We start from the raw sequence: 17,012 nt of genomic DNA, 5'->3' as shown, positions 1-17,012 counted from the left end.
GTTAAAAAGAAAGAAAATCCCTGTGAAAGAAGAACCATTTCCATTTCGCTGGTGATTGGAGATCTATTCCTAATCAAATCCCTGTACCAGCGAGGAAAAAGCATACTATAAATTCAGCTACCGAGCTTTAGTCCCTCCGGGACAATGGATTGTTGAATCTTATCCTTTGCGTCTTTGCGCCTCCGCGAGAAACCTTATGTGTCTATGTGGTTTTAATGTTGGAAGTTAGGGAGTTGGGATGTTTGATGGGCCGTATCTTTTTTTCTCTATGTGTCTATGTGGTAAAAGAAAGAAAATCCCTGTGAAAGAAGAACCATTTCCATTTCGCTGGTGATTGGAGATCTATTCCTAATCAAATCCCTGTACCAGCGAGGAAAAAGCATACTATAAATTCAGCTACCGAGCTTTAGTCCCTCCGGGACAATGGATTGTTGAATCTTATCCTTTGCGTCTTTGCGCCTCCGCGAGAAACCTTATATGTCTATGTGGTTTTAATGTTGGAAGTTGGGGAGTTTGGAGGTTCGGAGGCTGGGATGACCGATGTTTGATGGGGGATATCTTATTTTCTCTATGTGTCTATGTTGTTAAAAAAAGAAAATTCCTGTGAAAAAAGAATCAATTCCATTTCGCTGGTAATTGAATATCCATTCCCAATAAAATCCCTGCACCAGCGAGGAAAAAACATTATTTATTTGCCTACCGAGCTTAAGTCCCTCCGGGACAATTGGTATTGAATCTTATCCTTTGCGTCTTTGCGCCTTTGCGAGAAACCGTATGTGTTAATGTGGTTTTAATGTCGGAAGTTAGGGAGTTGGGAGGTTCGGAGGCTGGGATGACCGGTGTTTCATGGGAGATATCTTATTTTCTCTATGTGTCTATGTGGTTAAAAAGAAAGAAAATCCCTGTGAAAGAAGAATAATTTCCATTTCGCTGGTAAATGAATATCCAATCCCAACAAAATCCCTGCACCAGCGAGGAAAAAACATACTATCAATTAGGCTACCGAGCTTAGGTCCCTACAGGACAATTGGTATTGAATCTTATCCTTTGCGTCTTTGCGGTTTAAAGTGGGAAGCTAGGGAGTTGGGATGTCTGATGTTTGATCGGGGATATCTTATTTTCTCTATGTGGTCTATGTGGTTAAAAAGAAAGAAAATCCTTGTGAAAGAAGAATCATTTCCATTTCGCTGGTGATTGAAAATCCATTCCTAATCAAATCCCTGCACCAGCGAGGAAAAAACATTATTTATTTGCCTACCGAGCTTTAGTCCCTACGGGACAATTGACAATTGAACCTTTTTCTCTGCGCCTCTGCGGTTTAAAGTGGGAAGTTGAAAGGTTAGGAAGTTTGGAGGTTCGGAGGTTGGGATGATCGGTGTTTGATGGGATTTATCTTTTTTCTCTATGTGTCTATGTGGTTAAAAAGAAAGAAAATCCCTCCCGCTTTCTTATCTTGAAATCCTAATTCCCAAAACCACCAACCATGATCCAACTCTTACCCAATCGCTTTTCTGAGGATAAAAAATCCGCTCCAAATACCAAAGTCAGGGGATTTATCCCTATTCCCGGAACTCCCGTCGAAATGCCCTTTACTTTTATCCAGGGAGCCAAGCCGGGAAAAACCATCCTACTTACCGCAGGTGTACATGGTGGAGAATATCCTTGCATTGAAACAGCGATTCAATTGGCTAATGAACTGGATCCCGCCGAGGTAGCAGGTTCTATTTTGATCATTCATCCCGTTAACCCCTCCGCCTTTTTGGCAAAATTGCAGTATTACGGGCCCTATGATGGAAAGAACTTAAATCGGGTCTTTCCAGGAAAAGCCACAGGGACAGTCAGTGAGCGGATAGCCTATGAAGTTCACCAGCTTCAGCAAGCGGCTGATTTCTTTTTGGATTTGCATGGAGGAGACATTCATGAAGGCCTGGTTCCTTTTGTGATCTACTCCAAACTAGGCGGTTCGGCTACCGCAGAAAAATCAAGAGAGATTTCGGCCCTTTTGGGTTTTCCCTATGTGGTAGGTTCGGTTTCGGATAATGGTTCTATCGGAGCGGCTGCATTAGCTGGGACTCCTGGTTTTTTGGCAGAATTAGGCCAATGTGGACGTTGGAGTCCGGAAGAAGTAGAACAATACAAAAAAGCTGTTCGGAATGTCCTCAAGTATTTGGAGGTAATCCCAGGAATGCCAGAGCAATTTGCGGTAACTTATTTAGACAAAATGCTGGTCACCACCTCCTCCGTGGATGGATGCTGGTATCCTTTCGTGCAACTGGAAGAAGAAGTAAAAAAAGGGCAGAAATTGGGAGAAATCCGAGATTACTTTGGTACCCCAAAAGCCGAATACCTTGCTGATGAAGATGGAATCGTCCTGTATCTGGTTACTTCTCTAGCAATTACCAAAAATGATCCCCTCTGTGCTATCGGGGTGAGATAATCCCCTGCAAAAAACACTTTATATCATCCAACCAAACCAGAACTTATGCGTCAGCTTTTCCCTATCCTAATTTTCGCTCTACTTTTCACAGCTTGTGAAAAACCAAAAGAAACTTCCTCTCAACTAGACGAAGACACCCAATCCTGGTGGGACATTACCACTACACTTTCCAGTGATGAAATGGAAGGTCGGGATACCGGTTCACCGGGATATGCCCGGGCAGCAGATGTGGTTGCCAAAGCCTTTGCAGAAGCAGGCCTACAACCTTTGGGAGAAAATGGAGGCTGGTATCAGGAGGTGGCGATGGAAGAAACAGCCATTATTCAGGCAAGCGTCTTTGCTGGGGATAGAGAATTAAAATTCCTGCATGACATCTATGCTGGGGCGACAAGCGTTTCTGAGAGCGTTGAGGCCCCCATGATCTATTGCGGATATTGTGACTCAGCCAGTTTGGGAGAGGTAAAAAACAAACTGGTCATTTGCCACGGTTCCCAAAAGGAAGGTCTTCCCAGCAATGAAGACCGGTTCAAAGCCTTAAGCGAGGCAGGAGCATTGGGTATGATCCTGATTGCCGATCCGGGCTACACCATTGAACCTCCAAGATGGCCTTTTGCCTATAGCCGTAGCGTTCGTTTGGCTGGATCCCCTTCTACTCCAAGCTCTTTCCTAAACTTCAGACTTCATGCAGATGCATTGGGTAAACTGATTGAAGGAAGTAAGCAAAACGCCACAGAACTGATTGAGTTAGGAAGTCAGGGGAAGCCCTTGCCTACCTTTGAGATTCCTGATAGCTTCAAGGCTAGTTTTACCAAGGCAGACCGAACTTTAACTTCCCCAAATATCCTTGCTCGCTTGGAGGGTACTGATCCTAGTCTGGCAAATCAGGCAATTGTATTGACTGCTCATTTGGATGGCTATGGGTACGGAGAACCTGTGGACGGGGATAGTCTGTACAACGGAACTCTGGATGATGCTGCCTATGTCGCTCTTTTGGTTCAATTGGCGAAAAGGCAGAATGGCAAGGGTTTTAAGCGTCCTATAATTTTTGCGATTGTGACTGGAGAAGAAAAAGGATTATTAGGCTCCAGATATCTGGTTCAAAACCTTCCTGTTGCTAAAGAAAGTATTGCTGCCAATATCAATTTGGACCAGCTTCGGCCTATTTTTCCTCTGGACCTTATGACGGTTCATGCTTTGGATGAAACCACCTTGGGAGACGATGCCGCTGCTGTTGCCGCAAGTATGCAGATCCGAGTTCAGAATGACCCAGAACCTTCCCGAAACCTGATTCGGCGTTCAGACCATTGGAACTTTATCCAAGCAGGAATTCCAGCGATCAATTTTGTCTTTGGCTACGAACCCGGAAGTGAAAGTGAAAAGATCTATCGTCAATGGTATCGAGAGGGTTATCATACCCCAAAGGATGATCTCAAGCAAAAAATTGATTGGGAAGCTGCAGCCAAGTTTAATACGTTTTTCTATGGATTGGTAGAGCGAGTGGCTAACAGTGAGATAGCGCCTGCCTGGAAGCCAGGGAGTACGCTTAAGCCTTCGGTAGAGAAATAAACCAACTTTCATGCTTTAAATCCCCCCACCCCCTTATTAAGGGGGAATTGTGCTTTTTTGAACCTCAAAACAAATTGAATAACTCGAACCGAAATTCAGAATTTGGAGGAGATTGCTTACTAACTCCCCCTTTATAAAGGGGGCAAGGGGGATTAAATCAATTAACAAGTCTACTCAGAAATAGAAAACAAAAAAGCCCAAATCAAAGGACTTGGGCTTTGGAAAAAGTAGACAAAAAAGCTATCAAGGATCTATACAAAAAGATCCACTTACTTCAGCGTACTGATTATTAAGAGAGGGATATCCATCTCCCGAAGCTTTGAAGGAATAGGTCCCGGTAATTTTGGGGGTAACAGTCTTGATGGTTAGCGTTCCCATATTCTTGTTCTTTCCAAAATCCCTGTTGGTCCTCCAATCATCGGATACCGATCCATTCTTCGCATAAAGTATTCCTATTGCTCCAGCATTGGTTAACCCTGCTCCAGCACCTCCATTTTGAAAGTTGATGGTTTTATTCGCAACCAAATTAGCGGAGGTAAACAAAATCTGAACGACATACCGCGTACCGCCTGATGTCGCATCAATAAATAATCCCACGTCTGAGGCCTTTAAATCGGAAAAAACTTGGTTCGCTGCTATTCTTTTACCGGTACCCGTCGCTAGAGCAACAGGTTTGATTTGATCCCAATAAGCGACCAATTTTGGAGCTTTGATTTCATTGACACAAGTACCAGTACCCCCTGAGCCACCGGTTCCACCTGTAGATCCCGATCCACCACCGGTACTTCCCCCTCCTCCAGCGATTCCGCCAGTGCGACTGGTGTCAAAATCAAAATTCATTTGAAGAGAGAATTGCTTGATTGCCCCACCGGTCGTAAGTTGAATCTCTCCCACAGCTGTAACTCCAAATGATCCAGATCCTTCATAGGTATCTGTGGCCTCGACTGAAAAATTTGACAAGTTTCCAATACCCCCTAGGGTCCTATATCCTCCTCCGGTGAAAGCCATAACTTGTCCCTCATATTCATCAAACAAATCATATGTTTTTTCTACCGAAGGCACCGCCAAAAAATAAATATCATTCCCAAATTCCATGGTAATGAAAATCTCTTTGTCAGAAACAGAAAGATCAAGAATATCTTTGGTCGTGACATCTGTGGTCACCCCATCAATAAACAGGGTTCCATCTACAATCACCTGATTCATAGTTCCATCCGCAGCATTGAACTCTAATAGAAATTCTTTGACCTTTGTCTCGAGGAATTGACAGCCTGGAAGAAGAAAGCAGAAAAAGAGAAATAAAAAGCTTCTAACTAGTAGGGAATTAGCCTTTCCAAAAGATGAACTAATCCAATTTTTTTGAATTTTCATTTGACTTAATTTGAGTGATTGATTCTTGGAATTGGCATTTTACCAAGCCCAAAGAATTCTCACCCCAATATTCTACCCATTTCCTTTCACCCACAATACCTAAAAGTTGGTAATTTTTAAGAATAAACATTTTGTAAAATGAGCTCATGAAATTTCCTTATAGACCTAAAATTCTGTCTATTTTAATCCACTTTGGTAATTCATTTGGTAGAATAAAGGAAGATTTAAACTAGGTAAAAGGATTATACCGTCTTCAAATTTTAGGTTTTTTAGGAAGAATAATAAAGGCTTATTAACCCTGAAAAAAAACAAAACTGTATGTTTGGGTTTTGAAAGTTGGATTTCCATGAGTGATAAAAGAAAGATCTGTCTTGTTTCCGGGCATTATCCCAGCGGGGTGCTTTTTGCCGAACTTACCCGATTGAGTCTTGAAGAGTACGCCAAAACCCACGGTTATGACCTGTATTATGATGCCGAAACTCCGGTACCGAGTAAGGTTTCTGAATTACACTTCAGAAGATGTTTACTTCTATTAAAGGCAAGTGAAAAATACCCAGATGCTGAATGGTACATATGGCTGGACACAGACATATATGTACAATTCATGGACAGGAGAATTGAGGAATTTATAGACCTCAGTGATCCTAACATTCTTTACCATTTATTTCATGAACGACCAAAAGGCTTTCCAGTAAATACTGGCGTGAAATTGGTTCACCGATCCGCTATTCATTGGGAACAGGAAATTCATGATATGAGACATGATTGTCCTTTTCCTTTTGAGCAGAAAATTGTAGCAGAACATATCATTCCAAAGTATAAGGAAAAGATAATCGTCCATGACCCCTATTACCTCAATTGTATCTTAGGAAAACACGACACTTCCGGAGCCTTATTCGTCCATGTTTGCGGAAATTCTGAAGCTAACAGAAACGTAAAAATTCTGAAGAACACCAGAAAGATCTATCAATCCAGAAAGCATCTTCTTCAAACTCCCCACTACCAAAAATTCTATTTTCACTTCCTTACCAATTATTCCAAAAGGGTTTTTCAGGCAGGAATGAAAGCCTTAGGATTAGGTAACTAGTAGACATTTCTTGGATAATTAATTTTTTGGAATTGGTGTATTGCAAGCATGCATTTTGGAAAAGGCAAAAATCCTTTTTTCCAAATATCTTTACCCCATGCCCAAATGGTACTATACTCTTATTGCAATCTGGATTTTAATTGCGCTTGTAACCTTTGTGATTCTTTTCAAAAGGGTGGCCCCTTTTGGTAGACACACTCAAAAGGGTTTTGGAAAACTGATTCCTAATCGATTGGGATGGATAGTGATGGAGTCTCCCTCAATTTGGTTGATGGCTCTTTTGGTGATTTTGGGTCCAGGAGAGAAAACAAGCACGGTTTGGATCATCTTCGGACTTTTTGAATTTCATTACATTCATCGAACCTTAATCTTTCCTTTTCGCACACGAACAGCCGGTAAGAAAATGCCTATGGCAATTGTCTTTAGTGCATTTGGCTTTCAGCTGGTCAATGTGAGTTTGATCGGGTACGTTTTGGGATGGCATGGAGAAATGTTCCCTGATTCCTGGCTTACAGATGGCAGATTTCTCTTGGGTTTAGCCCTGTTTTTTGTGGGGATGATACTAAACATCCGATCTGATAATACCCTGATTAGTTTGAGGAAGCCAGGTGAAACAGGATATAAAATTCCCAAAGGAGGACTTTTCGAATGGGTGACTTGTCCGAATTTTACCGGAGAACTTTTGGAATGGGCAGGATTTGCCCTTTTGAGCTGGAATTTGGCCTCCCTTTCCTTTTTTATTTGGTCAGCTGCAAATCTTCTTCCACGAGCTTGGGCACACCATCGATGGTATTTGGAGAAATTTCCCGAATACCCTAAAGAGAGAAAGATTGTGATTCCTTTTTTATGGTAATTCAATAATCCTAATCGGATTTATCTCCAAATTATTAAAGTCCAATAATTAAAGAGGAGCTGATATAATTATTCAATTCTCAATCAATCCCAAATGGGGATACCTTGATTTCGAATCAAAACCCAATTGAGCCATGAAATCTTGTTATCTACTAATTTTCCTTATAGCAATACTTACCTCATGCTATTCCAACAAGCCTTTATCAAAAAACATATTGGAAGACATTTCTGAAGAAGAAAGGATTCTAATTCTCAACCAACAGCTACGTCAAATTGAAGAGGGAGCAAAAATTCAAGTAAAATCAATTTCAGGAAAAGCAATTGGCGTGAAGTATCAGTATGTATCCCAAGACACTTTGTATGCAAATTACAACATGCCCAAGAACAAATTCCCAACAAAAATTCCGCTTCAGGATATCAATGAAATCAAAATTTCAAAGTTGGATGTTCCGATTACAATTTTTGCAGCTGGAGCAGGAACTGCATTGTTGGTATGGATGGCAATGGATGGGTTATCCTTCTCTATTGGAGGTTCTGGCTTAGTATTCTAAACCAATCAAAATAATTACCTGAAAAATTCTACCAATTTCAAAAAATTAACCAATAACTACCCTTTAATCAAAACTCAAGGAATCCTCCTTTTTAATCCTTAACTTCCTTTTAAGAAATAATTCCCTGATTCAACAAGTTTATCCCCAAAACTTCAGGAAATCATGGTACACAAAAAACTTAAGTACCTCGCTCCTTTAATGGGCTTGATCCTTTTGATTTTTCCAAAAGTATCAAGTGCCCAGACTCAAATAGACCTTGGTCTAAGAAGTCAAAAAGCTTTCGGTTTATATTTTGAAAATGGTCCTGTAGCCAAGTTCTCTTTTGAAAGATTTGCTCCTGAAAGGTTGGCTTTGGGAATAGGCTATACCACAAGCAGACTTGGGTCAGCAATAGGTTCTAATGCTATCCGTCAGGACAATTACCAACTATGGCTAGCTTACTACCTGAAAAAAGAGCATAAACTCCGACCGGTATTCAGTCTTGGAACGGGATATTTCAACGCAGATTATGAATCTAATGACTTTGAAGTTCTCGATCATGGTTCTCCCTTGCTTTATGCCACTGCCGGATTAGAATATGCAACTGCGATTCCCTTGAAAATCAACCTCAGTCTAGGATATAATTTTATTTCTGGAAATGGTGATAAGGGTCCCGGAACTCTTTATCCAACATTTGCTCAGCTCAATTTCTTTTATCCACTAAAATGAAATCCTTCTCCTACTTCCGAAAAAGGTCAATTGTTCTATGTGGAATTGGACTAAGCCTTAGCTTAATGTTGGGTTCTTGTGGAGATCCTTCTGAGATTTCAGATGATCTTCTGGATGGAAAAATACTGGTTGATCCAGCCTTACTTTCTCCTGAAACTTATTTGACTTCTTTACGAAATCCAAATCCAACTTCTGAAGAGGCTACTCGTCCGGTTTTTATACTTTGCCACGGGTACAGCGCGACTACCTTTGAATGGGAGGAATTTGTTGATTGGTCAGATGGAACTCAAGAATACTACACATCCAGAGTATTATTGGGAGGACATGGAAGAAGTTATGAGGATTTTAAATCAGCCAGTTGGCAGGATTGGCAAAAGGCGATTTTTGATGAATATGAAGCGCTTTTAGAGGCAGGCTATACAAATTTACATTTGGTAGGTTCATCGACCGGAGGTGCATTGATTTTAGAAGCCATCTCTTCTGGATATTTCAAAAATAAAATCACTCCCAAAAGCATCACACTCGTTGATCCTATAGTTTTGCCATCTGATAAACTTCTTCCTTTGATTGGGGTTTTAGGTCCTTTAGTTGGTTATACCGAAACGGAAAACACAGCTGGTGAATCCAAATACTGGTATACCTATAGACCTCAAGAGACTCTTCAGGAACTTCAGGAATTAATCAAGAAAGTTCGATTAAACCTTCAAAAAGGCATTACCCTTCCAAGTAATACTTTTTTAAGCGTTTATAAGTCCACTGAGGACTCAAGTGCAGACCCGGCAAGCGCAGTGCTTATTTCAAAAGGGATAAGTCCAAACAATCAGGTGAAAATTAAAATGGTGGATTCGAAACTTCATGTATTTACCCGGCTTGAGTTTAGGGCCGATCCGGTTACTAGCAAAGATCGAATGAACCAATTGGAAACCTTTCAGGAAATAGTCGCTAGAGCTTTATTGAAATAAATAAAAAGGTTTCTGCCCTCAATAAATTCAAATACTCAGACCTTCATGATTTCTCAGCTGAAGTATTAAACTACTTCAGCAACCACTTTTTCTCTAGGCTCAGCCAGCTCTCCCTCCCACTTACTTACAGCCGTTGTCGCTAAACCATTACCCAAAACATTGGTAGCACTCCGGAACATATCACAAAAGTGATCGATAGGTAGAATCAAAGCGATTCCTTCTACCGGAATATCAAACATGCCACAGGTAGCAGCGACCACAACCAAACTGGCTCTGGGAACTCCAGCCACTCCTTTACTGCTTAACATCAATACCAAAAGCATGGTCAACTGTGTTCCTAAATCAAGTTCAATCCCATAAACTTGGGCAATAAAAATGCTGGCGAAAGTCATGTACATCATGCTTCCGTCAAGATTGAAGGAATAGCCTAAAGGAAGGATAAAAGACACGATTCGCTCGTTGCAACCAAAACGTTTGAGTTCTTCAGTAAGCTTTGGGAAAACAGCTTCCGAACTGGTAGTACTGAATGCAATGACCATGGAGCCGAAGAGACGCTGAAGTAATTCCCATAACCTTTTACCCAATACCAAATACCCAACAGCCATCAAGACCACCCACAAAGCTCCAATTCCTGCTATAAATGCCCCAAAATAACGCGCATAGGTAAGCAGAATATCCAAGCCTCGGGTAGCAATCACTGCTGATATGGCTCCAAATACGCCTAAGGGAGCTGTCATCATCACATAACCCACCATTTTCAAAACCACATGAGCCACCACATCCAAAGCCTTGATCAAAGGATAGCCATATTGTCCCATGCCTGAGAGCGCTATTCCAAAGAAGATGGAAAATACCACCAATTGCAAGATCTCATTGGTCGCCATGGCCTCAAATACACTTTTGGGAACGATATGCTCCACAAAGTTTTGAAGGGAAAAACTTTGAGTCTTACCTGTAACATCAGCCACACCTGAAGAATCAGCAACGGCCAGATTCATTCCCACGCCTGGTTCAAAATAATTGACCATTACCAAACCTATCAAAAGGGAAATTAAGGAAGCGGTAAAAAACCAAAGCATAGATTTTCCACCCAATCTGCTCACTGCCTTTACATCTCCTAGCTTAGCGATACCCACCACCAAGGTGCTGAAAACCAAAGGAGCAATAATCATCTGAACCAATCTGATAAAGATGGTGGCCAGTAATTTGATATTCCCTGAATAGGTGGTTATATACTCCTGTTGTCCGGTAGAATGAATGAAATAGCCCACAGCTACACCAAGCAGCATCGCCCCAATAATGGAGTAAGTCAAGAAGTTCTTTTTCATAAAATAGGTGGGCGATTCACTTTTTCCCACGCAAATAAAGTCAATTGAATTGATCAATTTTACATGTCCCTATTTCGGGAGAAAAGATTTTTTTGATCGGTAATAAAATTAAAAAACCACCCCTGATTTTCAGGATATTATAAATGCAATCTTCTCTATTGAGAGGCTTTAGAATTACTAGTATTTCTTCCAGAAGAGCTATTTGGAATCTAAAAATGAAGCCAATAGGCTTTGAAAATGATGCACTCCTTTTTCCATTTTCGGTGAAAACCTTCCGGTTTTATAAACTCGAGAAGACATCCCTTTAAATACTCCTTCTACCACGAATTCATCCTCGCGTTCGACTTTGTCCAAAGCAGCTCCTGCTCCGGTGTCCAACTTGGATTCATCGTAGACATAAGAGATAAAGCTGACCTTGGTTCGATTGACTGAAATTGGCTTGACCACATTGATGGAACATCCCCAAGGGTAAAAATTGAACATCATATTGGGAAAGATCCAGAAGTAATAGGCTGAAATCTGCTTTCCGTAATCCTCATGATCCTTTGGCAGATCAAATACATGTTCTCCTCCTGAAGAATGACCTACCTGCAAATTGCAATAGGGATAAAGAATCGTTTCGTATTTCCTATAATCCAGCACAGCATTTAATCCCTCATGGACAAAAGGAATATGAAATCCTTCCAGATAATTGTCGCAATACAAGGCCCAATGGGAATTGACCAGGTAATCCTTGTTTCTGCTTTTATCTTCTTTGAATTCCTCCAAAGGCAAAAATCCCACTTTTCGATCCATTGTATCCAAGACCGATTGAAAATCCATACTATCTTCCAAACCGGCAAACAACCAGGGACCCCATTGTTTAAAGGGAAAGCTGTGCAAATTATCGGCAGGTCTTGGAAAGTCTTTGGCCTCTTTGAATTCCGGCATAAACTGAAATTCCCCATTCAGATTAAACCTTCTGCCATGGTAAGCGCAGGTGATTTGTCTGGTTTTGCAGGGATCATGGCAAAGGATATTTCCCCGGTGGGTGCACACATTCGAAATACAGGAAATATTTCCATCAGCATTGGTTAACAAAAGAGGTTCCTCCAACCCAAATTCCAAAAATGAAACTGGCTTGACTTGCTGAGGAATTGCCACCATCGTTTTGTCCCCAATGAATTGCCAAGTTTTGGCAAATACCTTTTCGATAAGCTCCTCAAAAACTTCCTGAGAGCGATAAAAAGAAGAAGGAAGGGTTTCGGCTTGGCTTATATCGGGGTGGATGGTGTATTTCGACATATCTTTTTATCTTTCTGACAAGCCAAAATAGTTAAAACCCACCAATCCGTATTTTCTTTTGAAAAATTCTTCATCCCGACAGCTTGGACTGATTACAGTAGTTTCATTAGTAGCTGGAGGAATGATCGGTTCGGGTATTTTTTCTCTTCCATCAGTATTAGGACAATTTGGAGCTATAAGTTTGGTGGGATGGATTGTGGCGGCAGCAGGAGCTTATACTTTGGCCATCATCATGGGAAAACTCAGTAAGGTCATCCCTGAAAGCGGTGGTTCCTATGCCTACACCAAAACAGCTTTTGGAAACTTACCAGCCTTCGTAGTTGCTTGGGGTTTTTGGCTTTCCAACTGCAGTACGAATGCAGCGATTGCCTTAGCATTCACAGGATATTTAAGTGTCTTTTTCCCAGCTTTGGAAAGTTCTCTTCTCCTCTTTGGAATGACTGCTTTAGGGGCAATTTGGAGTTTGACAGCCCTGAATTGCTATTCTATAAGATCTTCAGGCAATCTACAGGTGGTCACCACGGCATTGAAAATTCTTCCCCTACTCATTATCGCCATTGGAGGAGTATTCTTTTTTGATCCTGATCATTTTGTGCCATTGAATATTTCTGGAGAATCAGATTTTCAAGCGATTACTGGAGCTTCGGTACTATGCTTTTTTGCCTTTATGGGAATTGAAGCTGCTACCATCCCAGCCGATAACATTAAGGACCCAGAAAGAAACATTCCCAAAGGAACCTTAATCGGGGTTTCCCTAGTCGTATTGCTTTATTTATTCAGCACGATCTCTCTATTCGGAGTCATGTCACCTGCAGAATTATCCCAAAGCATGGCGCCGTTGAGCGATGCAGGTGTACATATTTTTGGAAAGAATTCAAGCTATATTATCTCATTAGGGGCTTGTATTTCCACTTTTGGAGCTTTAAATGCTTGGATATTGATTCAGGGTCAAATATCCTATGCGATGGCCAAGGACGGTTTGCTACCAAAACCCATGGCAAAGAAAAATCGCTTTGGAATTCCAAGCAATGGGCTTATTGTCTCCAGTATTCTGGTGACGATCATTATGATTTTCAATTTCAGCGAAAGCTTCGGGAATCTTTATGCTTTTATGATTCGATTAACTACAGTGACCTCCCTTTACTTTTATTTGGCAGCCTCCCTGGCTTTTGGCTATTTCTGCTATAAAAATCGCTTTGGTTTTGAATTAAACTGGAAAACAATACTTCTCAGCTTTTTAGGCCTTTGCTTTAGCGTCTGGTTATTTGTGGGATCGGGATTAGAGGCTATTATCTGGGGAACATTGGGGATAATCTTGGGTTTGCCTGTCTACTTTTGGAGTATTCGGAAAAAATAAATTAAGTTTCAAAAGGGTGATTAAAATCAGAAGGGCTCTCTCTAATAAGGCCAAAAAAGAAAAACACACTTTTCATTAGAAAATTAACCTAATCATAACCCCTACCTCTTTCATTCAACCAAAAGAAAACTTCAATTTTATAACCAAATCTAACTCTACTTATATGATTAAAACTTTACGCGGATTACTCTTTTTCTTTTTTGCCTTTTGGGGCCTCACAGCTTCTGCCCAGCAGGTATTTATCAATGAAATTCACTATGACAACACTGGGGCAGATGTTGGAGAAGCAATCGAAATTGCCGGACCGGCCGGAACTGACCTGACAGGTTGGTCTATCGTGTTATATAATGGAGCAAATGGGGCAGTTTATGATACCAAAAACCTAAGCGGAACCCTGACAAATTCAGGAAATGGGTTTGGATTTGTCACTCAAACCTATCCATCAAATGGGCTTCAAAATGGGGCCCCAGATGGTATTGCTTTGGTAAATAATGGTGTTGTTGTCCAGTTTTTAAGTTATGAAGGAAGCTTTGTAGCAGTTGGAGGACCAGCAAACGGTATTACCAGTACAGATATTGGCGTTGCAGAGAATGGTACCGGGCCCGTTGGATTTTCCCTTCAATTAACAGGCACGGGATCCACTTACACTGATTTTACTTGGGCAAGTTCTATGTCAGCCACTTTTGGCTCATTAAATACTGGGCAATCTTTTGAGCCCGTTCTTTTTATCAATGAATTCCATTATGACAATGCCGGAGCAGATGTCAATGAGGGCATTGAAGTGGCAGGAACAGCAGGTTTGGATTTAACTGGATATAGTCTTGTGCTTTATAATGGAAATGGAGGAGCACCTTATAGCACCATTAATCTTACCGGAGTTCTCCCTAATCAGGACAATGGATTTGGCACCTTGTTTTTCTCTGCTTCAGGGCTACAGAATGGATCTCCTGACGGCTTTGCCTTAATTGGACCTGCTCCAAGTTCAAAATTGATTCAATTTTTAAGTTACGAAGGAAGCTTTGTAGCAGTCGGAGGCCCAGCTGATGGATTGACTAGCGTAGACCTTGGAGTTTCGCAGTCATCAACCTCTCCTGTTGGAGCATCCTTGCAACTTCAAGGAACAGGCAACAAATATGCTGATTTCACCTGGTCAGCTTCTTCTATAACAAGTACTTACAATGCAGTAAATACAGGCCAAAGCTTTGGCGGAGTTATTGTCGATCCAGGACCTGTGTTGATTACAATTGCAGAAGCTAGACAAAAGTCTCAGGGATCTGAAGTTTTGGTAAAAGGGATTTTGACCGCTACAGATCAATTTGGAGGCCCTGCCTTTATCCAGGATGCAACTGGTGGAATTCCGGTGTTTGATTCTCAGGTACATGGAGCAGGTCTATTTACAATTGGTGACGAAATCGAAATCACCGGTAAAATCGGAGCCTTCAACCAGCAAATCCAGTTGGGCACAATTACCAAATTGGAAGTTAAAAGCAATGGAAACCCTGTTACTCCAAAAGTTGTAACTATCAGCCAGATAAATGCTGGTTTGGAAGGCCAGTTGATTCAAATCCCTGCTGCCTCCTTTGCAGTACCTAAAGGGCTGTTATTCCCTGAAAGCAATTACATCATCACCGATGGTTCAGGCAATCTTGAATTGAGGATTGACGGACAGGTCAGCAGCCTAATCGGAAGAGTCATTCCTACAGGATCACAAACTATCACCGGGGTATTGGGAAGCTTCAGAGGAACTTTACAATTACTTCCAAGATTCATTGCGGATTTACCTGGTACTAATCCATATGAAGCAGAAGGATCAGATATCCCAGCCGGAGAAACCCTGGATGTAATGACCTGGAACATGGAATTCTTCGGAGCTACCATTTCCAACTTTGGTCCTAATGACGTAAGTCTTCAAGCAGCTAATGCTTTGAAGGTTTTCCAGGCTACCCTGCCTGATGTTATTGCAGTTCAGGAAATCAGTGATGAGAACTTATTGGCACAGATTGTGGCCCAATTGCCAGGATACGCAGTAATTTGTTCAGACAGGTTCTCCAGATCTTTTGAAGCTCCAGACCCTAGCTTCCCTCCTCAAAAACTCTGTTTGATATACAATACAGCTGTGGTGGAGGTGTTAAGCGAGAAGGTATTATTTGAGCAGGTATATGATGAGGCAAGAATGGGATTAAACTCTCTATTGGATAGTTATCCAACAGGTACAGCTTCATCATTCTGGTCTAGTGGTAGATTACCATGGATGGTAACTGTAAGAGCTGATATTAATGGGGTTAAGGAGAAAATCAACCTGATTAATATTCATGCTAAATCCGGTTCTGCTTCCGAAGATTTGGAAAGAAGAAGATTTGACAACTTAGCCTTGAAAGATACCCTTGACGCTTATTATGCAAATAATAACATCATTCTACTAGGTGATTACAATGATGATTTGGATGAATCAATCGGATTTGGTCCAAGTACATACGCGGTGATAACTAGCGATCCTGATTTTGATGGGGTTACTGTTTCTCTCAGCGAAGCTGGATTGAGATCATTTATTTTCAATGATAATATGATCGATCATATCACACTGTCCAATGAGCTTTATGACAATTACCTTGAAGGATCAGAAGTCTTGTATATTCCTTTCAATCAGATTGACAATTATGCCAATACCACTTCAGATCACTTGCCAGTTTCTGTAAGGTTGCTTGCAGGAGAACCATTGCTTTCAGATGCTGGAGAAGGTAGAGTTGTTTATTTAGGTTACCCACCACTTTCTAGCATTAAATTAAGAGCAGCTGATGCTATGGGAGGAAATGGGGCTTATACCTATTCATGGAGTGATGGGCAGGTTGGGCAGGAAATAACAGTTTCTCCTACTACAACTACCATTTATACCTTAACAGTAGCAGATGAAGCTGGAAACAGCTTTACTGACACTGTAACCGTTTGCGTTGTAGATGTGAGAAGTGGAAATAATGGGGACAAGGTTATTGTTTGCTTACCTGCCGGAAACTCAGGAAAGAGCAATACACTAAGTGTAGCGCTTGCAGCAGTACCAGCCTTGCTGGAAAAAGGTGCAACCTTGGGTGCTTGTGGTACTGTTCCTTGCGAAAGCCAACAAAATCAAGCCACTCCAGAAACAAACTTTAGGGGAGCCAAAATTCAGAGAACCTTCCCTAACCCAATGGATGATCAGATATCCGTTGATTTGGACCAAGCCTTAAGTATCGAGGTAGCCTATATTCTATTCAATGAAATAGGAGAAATGATCCAAAGCGGAGTTTCTGGATTTGAAAATGGAAGTCTCAAAATTCAGTTTAACAGCAATAGGCTTAAGAAAGGAACTTATTACCTGCACCTCAATCAGGGTCAGGAAACCAAGATAATTAGATTACTTAAGCGGTAAGATTTCTTTCAATAAAGAAGCCCGGCCAATCCTAGGATTAAGCCGGGCTTTTTTTGTTTTTGAGACTCCTGGATATTTCTAGGAATTCTAATAAGGGTTTGAAATT

12 protein-coding genes are annotated in these 17,012 nt (G+C 41.2%); 9 read left to right on the top strand and 3 right to left on the bottom strand.

Annotated features, from left to right (window positions below; genetic code table 11):
* Window positions 1-1,483 precede the first annotated feature (1,483 nt).
* Together DFQ04_RS03465 and DFQ04_RS03460 are read left to right on the top strand one after the other, a co-directional pair.
* Entirely contained in the window at window positions 1,484-2,437 is a 954-nt protein-coding gene (locus DFQ04_RS03465; RefSeq protein WP_133552716.1) for a succinylglutamate desuccinylase/aspartoacylase family protein, read from the top strand.
* 45 nt (window positions 2,438-2,482) lie between these two features.
* Window positions 2,483-4,003 carry a M28 family peptidase gene (locus DFQ04_RS03460; protein WP_133552714.1) on the top strand — a complete coding sequence of 507 codons (1,521 nt, stop codon included), beginning with the start codon at window positions 2,483-2,485 and terminating at the stop codon, window positions 4,001-4,003.
* 243 nt (window positions 4,004-4,246) lie between these two features.
* Here the strand turns inward: DFQ04_RS03460 and DFQ04_RS03455 are convergent, their stop codons facing one another.
* Window positions 4,247-5,374, bottom strand: coding sequence for an immunoglobulin domain-containing protein (locus DFQ04_RS03455; protein ID WP_133552713.1), 1,128 nt, complete (start codon window positions 5,372-5,374; stop codon window positions 4,247-4,249).
* A 346-nt stretch (window positions 5,375-5,720) separates the two neighbouring features.
* Between DFQ04_RS03455 and DFQ04_RS03450 the strand changes: the two genes are divergently transcribed.
* The 5 genes from DFQ04_RS03450 (at window position 5,721) to DFQ04_RS03430 (ending at window position 9,534) form a co-directional block, all read left to right on the top strand.
* Entirely contained in the window at window positions 5,721-6,461 is a 741-nt protein-coding gene (locus tag DFQ04_RS03450; protein ID WP_133552711.1) for a glycosyltransferase family protein, read from the top strand.
* A gap of 97 nt (window positions 6,462-6,558) precedes the next feature.
* A complete protein-coding gene (locus DFQ04_RS03445; protein WP_133552709.1) occupies window positions 6,559-7,314 on the top strand; it encodes a DUF1295 domain-containing protein in 756 nt (251 codons plus the stop codon).
* Between the two features lie 133 nt (window positions 7,315-7,447).
* The gene (locus DFQ04_RS03440) at window positions 7,448-7,864 is read left to right on the top strand and encodes a hypothetical protein (RefSeq protein ID WP_133552707.1); all 417 of its coding nucleotides are present in this window, start codon (window positions 7,448-7,450) and stop codon (window positions 7,862-7,864) included.
* A 162-nt stretch (window positions 7,865-8,026) separates the two neighbouring features.
* On the top strand, window positions 8,027-8,572 hold the full coding sequence (locus tag DFQ04_RS03435) for a hypothetical protein (RefSeq protein ID WP_133552705.1): 546 nt from the start codon (window positions 8,027-8,029) through the stop codon (window positions 8,570-8,572).
* The gene (locus tag DFQ04_RS03430; protein WP_133552703.1) at window positions 8,569-9,534 is read left to right on the top strand and encodes an alpha/beta hydrolase; all 966 of its coding nucleotides are present in this window, start codon (window positions 8,569-8,571) and stop codon (window positions 9,532-9,534) included. Before DFQ04_RS03435 ends, DFQ04_RS03430 begins: the two co-directional genes overlap by 4 nt.
* A 65-nt stretch (window positions 9,535-9,599) precedes the next feature.
* Here DFQ04_RS03430 and DFQ04_RS03425 read toward each other — a convergent pair whose 3' ends face one another.
* Window positions 9,600-10,862, bottom strand: a complete 1,263-nt coding sequence (locus DFQ04_RS03425) for a dicarboxylate/amino acid:cation symporter (protein ID WP_133552701.1) — start codon at window positions 10,860-10,862, stop codon at window positions 9,600-9,602.
* A gap of 198 nt (window positions 10,863-11,060) precedes the next feature.
* On the bottom strand, window positions 11,061-12,146 hold the full coding sequence (locus tag DFQ04_RS03420; RefSeq protein WP_133552699.1) for an aromatic ring-hydroxylating oxygenase subunit alpha: 1,086 nt from the start codon (window positions 12,144-12,146) through the stop codon (window positions 11,061-11,063).
* Window positions 12,147-12,204: 58 nt separating this feature from the next.
* Here DFQ04_RS03420 and DFQ04_RS03415 point away from each other — a divergent pair, with 58 nt between their 5' ends.
* Complete coding sequence (locus DFQ04_RS03415; protein ID WP_133552697.1) at window positions 12,205-13,503, top strand: APC family permease; 1,299 nt, start codon at window positions 12,205-12,207, stop codon at window positions 13,501-13,503.
* A gap of 163 nt (window positions 13,504-13,666) precedes the next feature.
* Window positions 13,667-16,906 (top strand): DUF5689 domain-containing protein, encoded by a 3,240-nt coding sequence (locus tag DFQ04_RS03410; RefSeq protein ID WP_133552696.1) that lies wholly within the window; start codon window positions 13,667-13,669, stop codon window positions 16,904-16,906.
* The last annotated feature ends 106 nt before the right edge of the window (window positions 16,907-17,012 follow it).

The sequence above is a fragment of the Algoriphagus boseongensis genome (genome assembly GCF_004362805.1).
In the GTDB taxonomy this organism is placed as follows: Bacteria; Bacteroidota; Bacteroidia; order Cytophagales; family Cyclobacteriaceae; genus Algoriphagus; species Algoriphagus boseongensis.
Note: the sequence above shows the minus strand (reverse complement) of the source record. Positions and strands in the feature narration are given on the sequence as shown.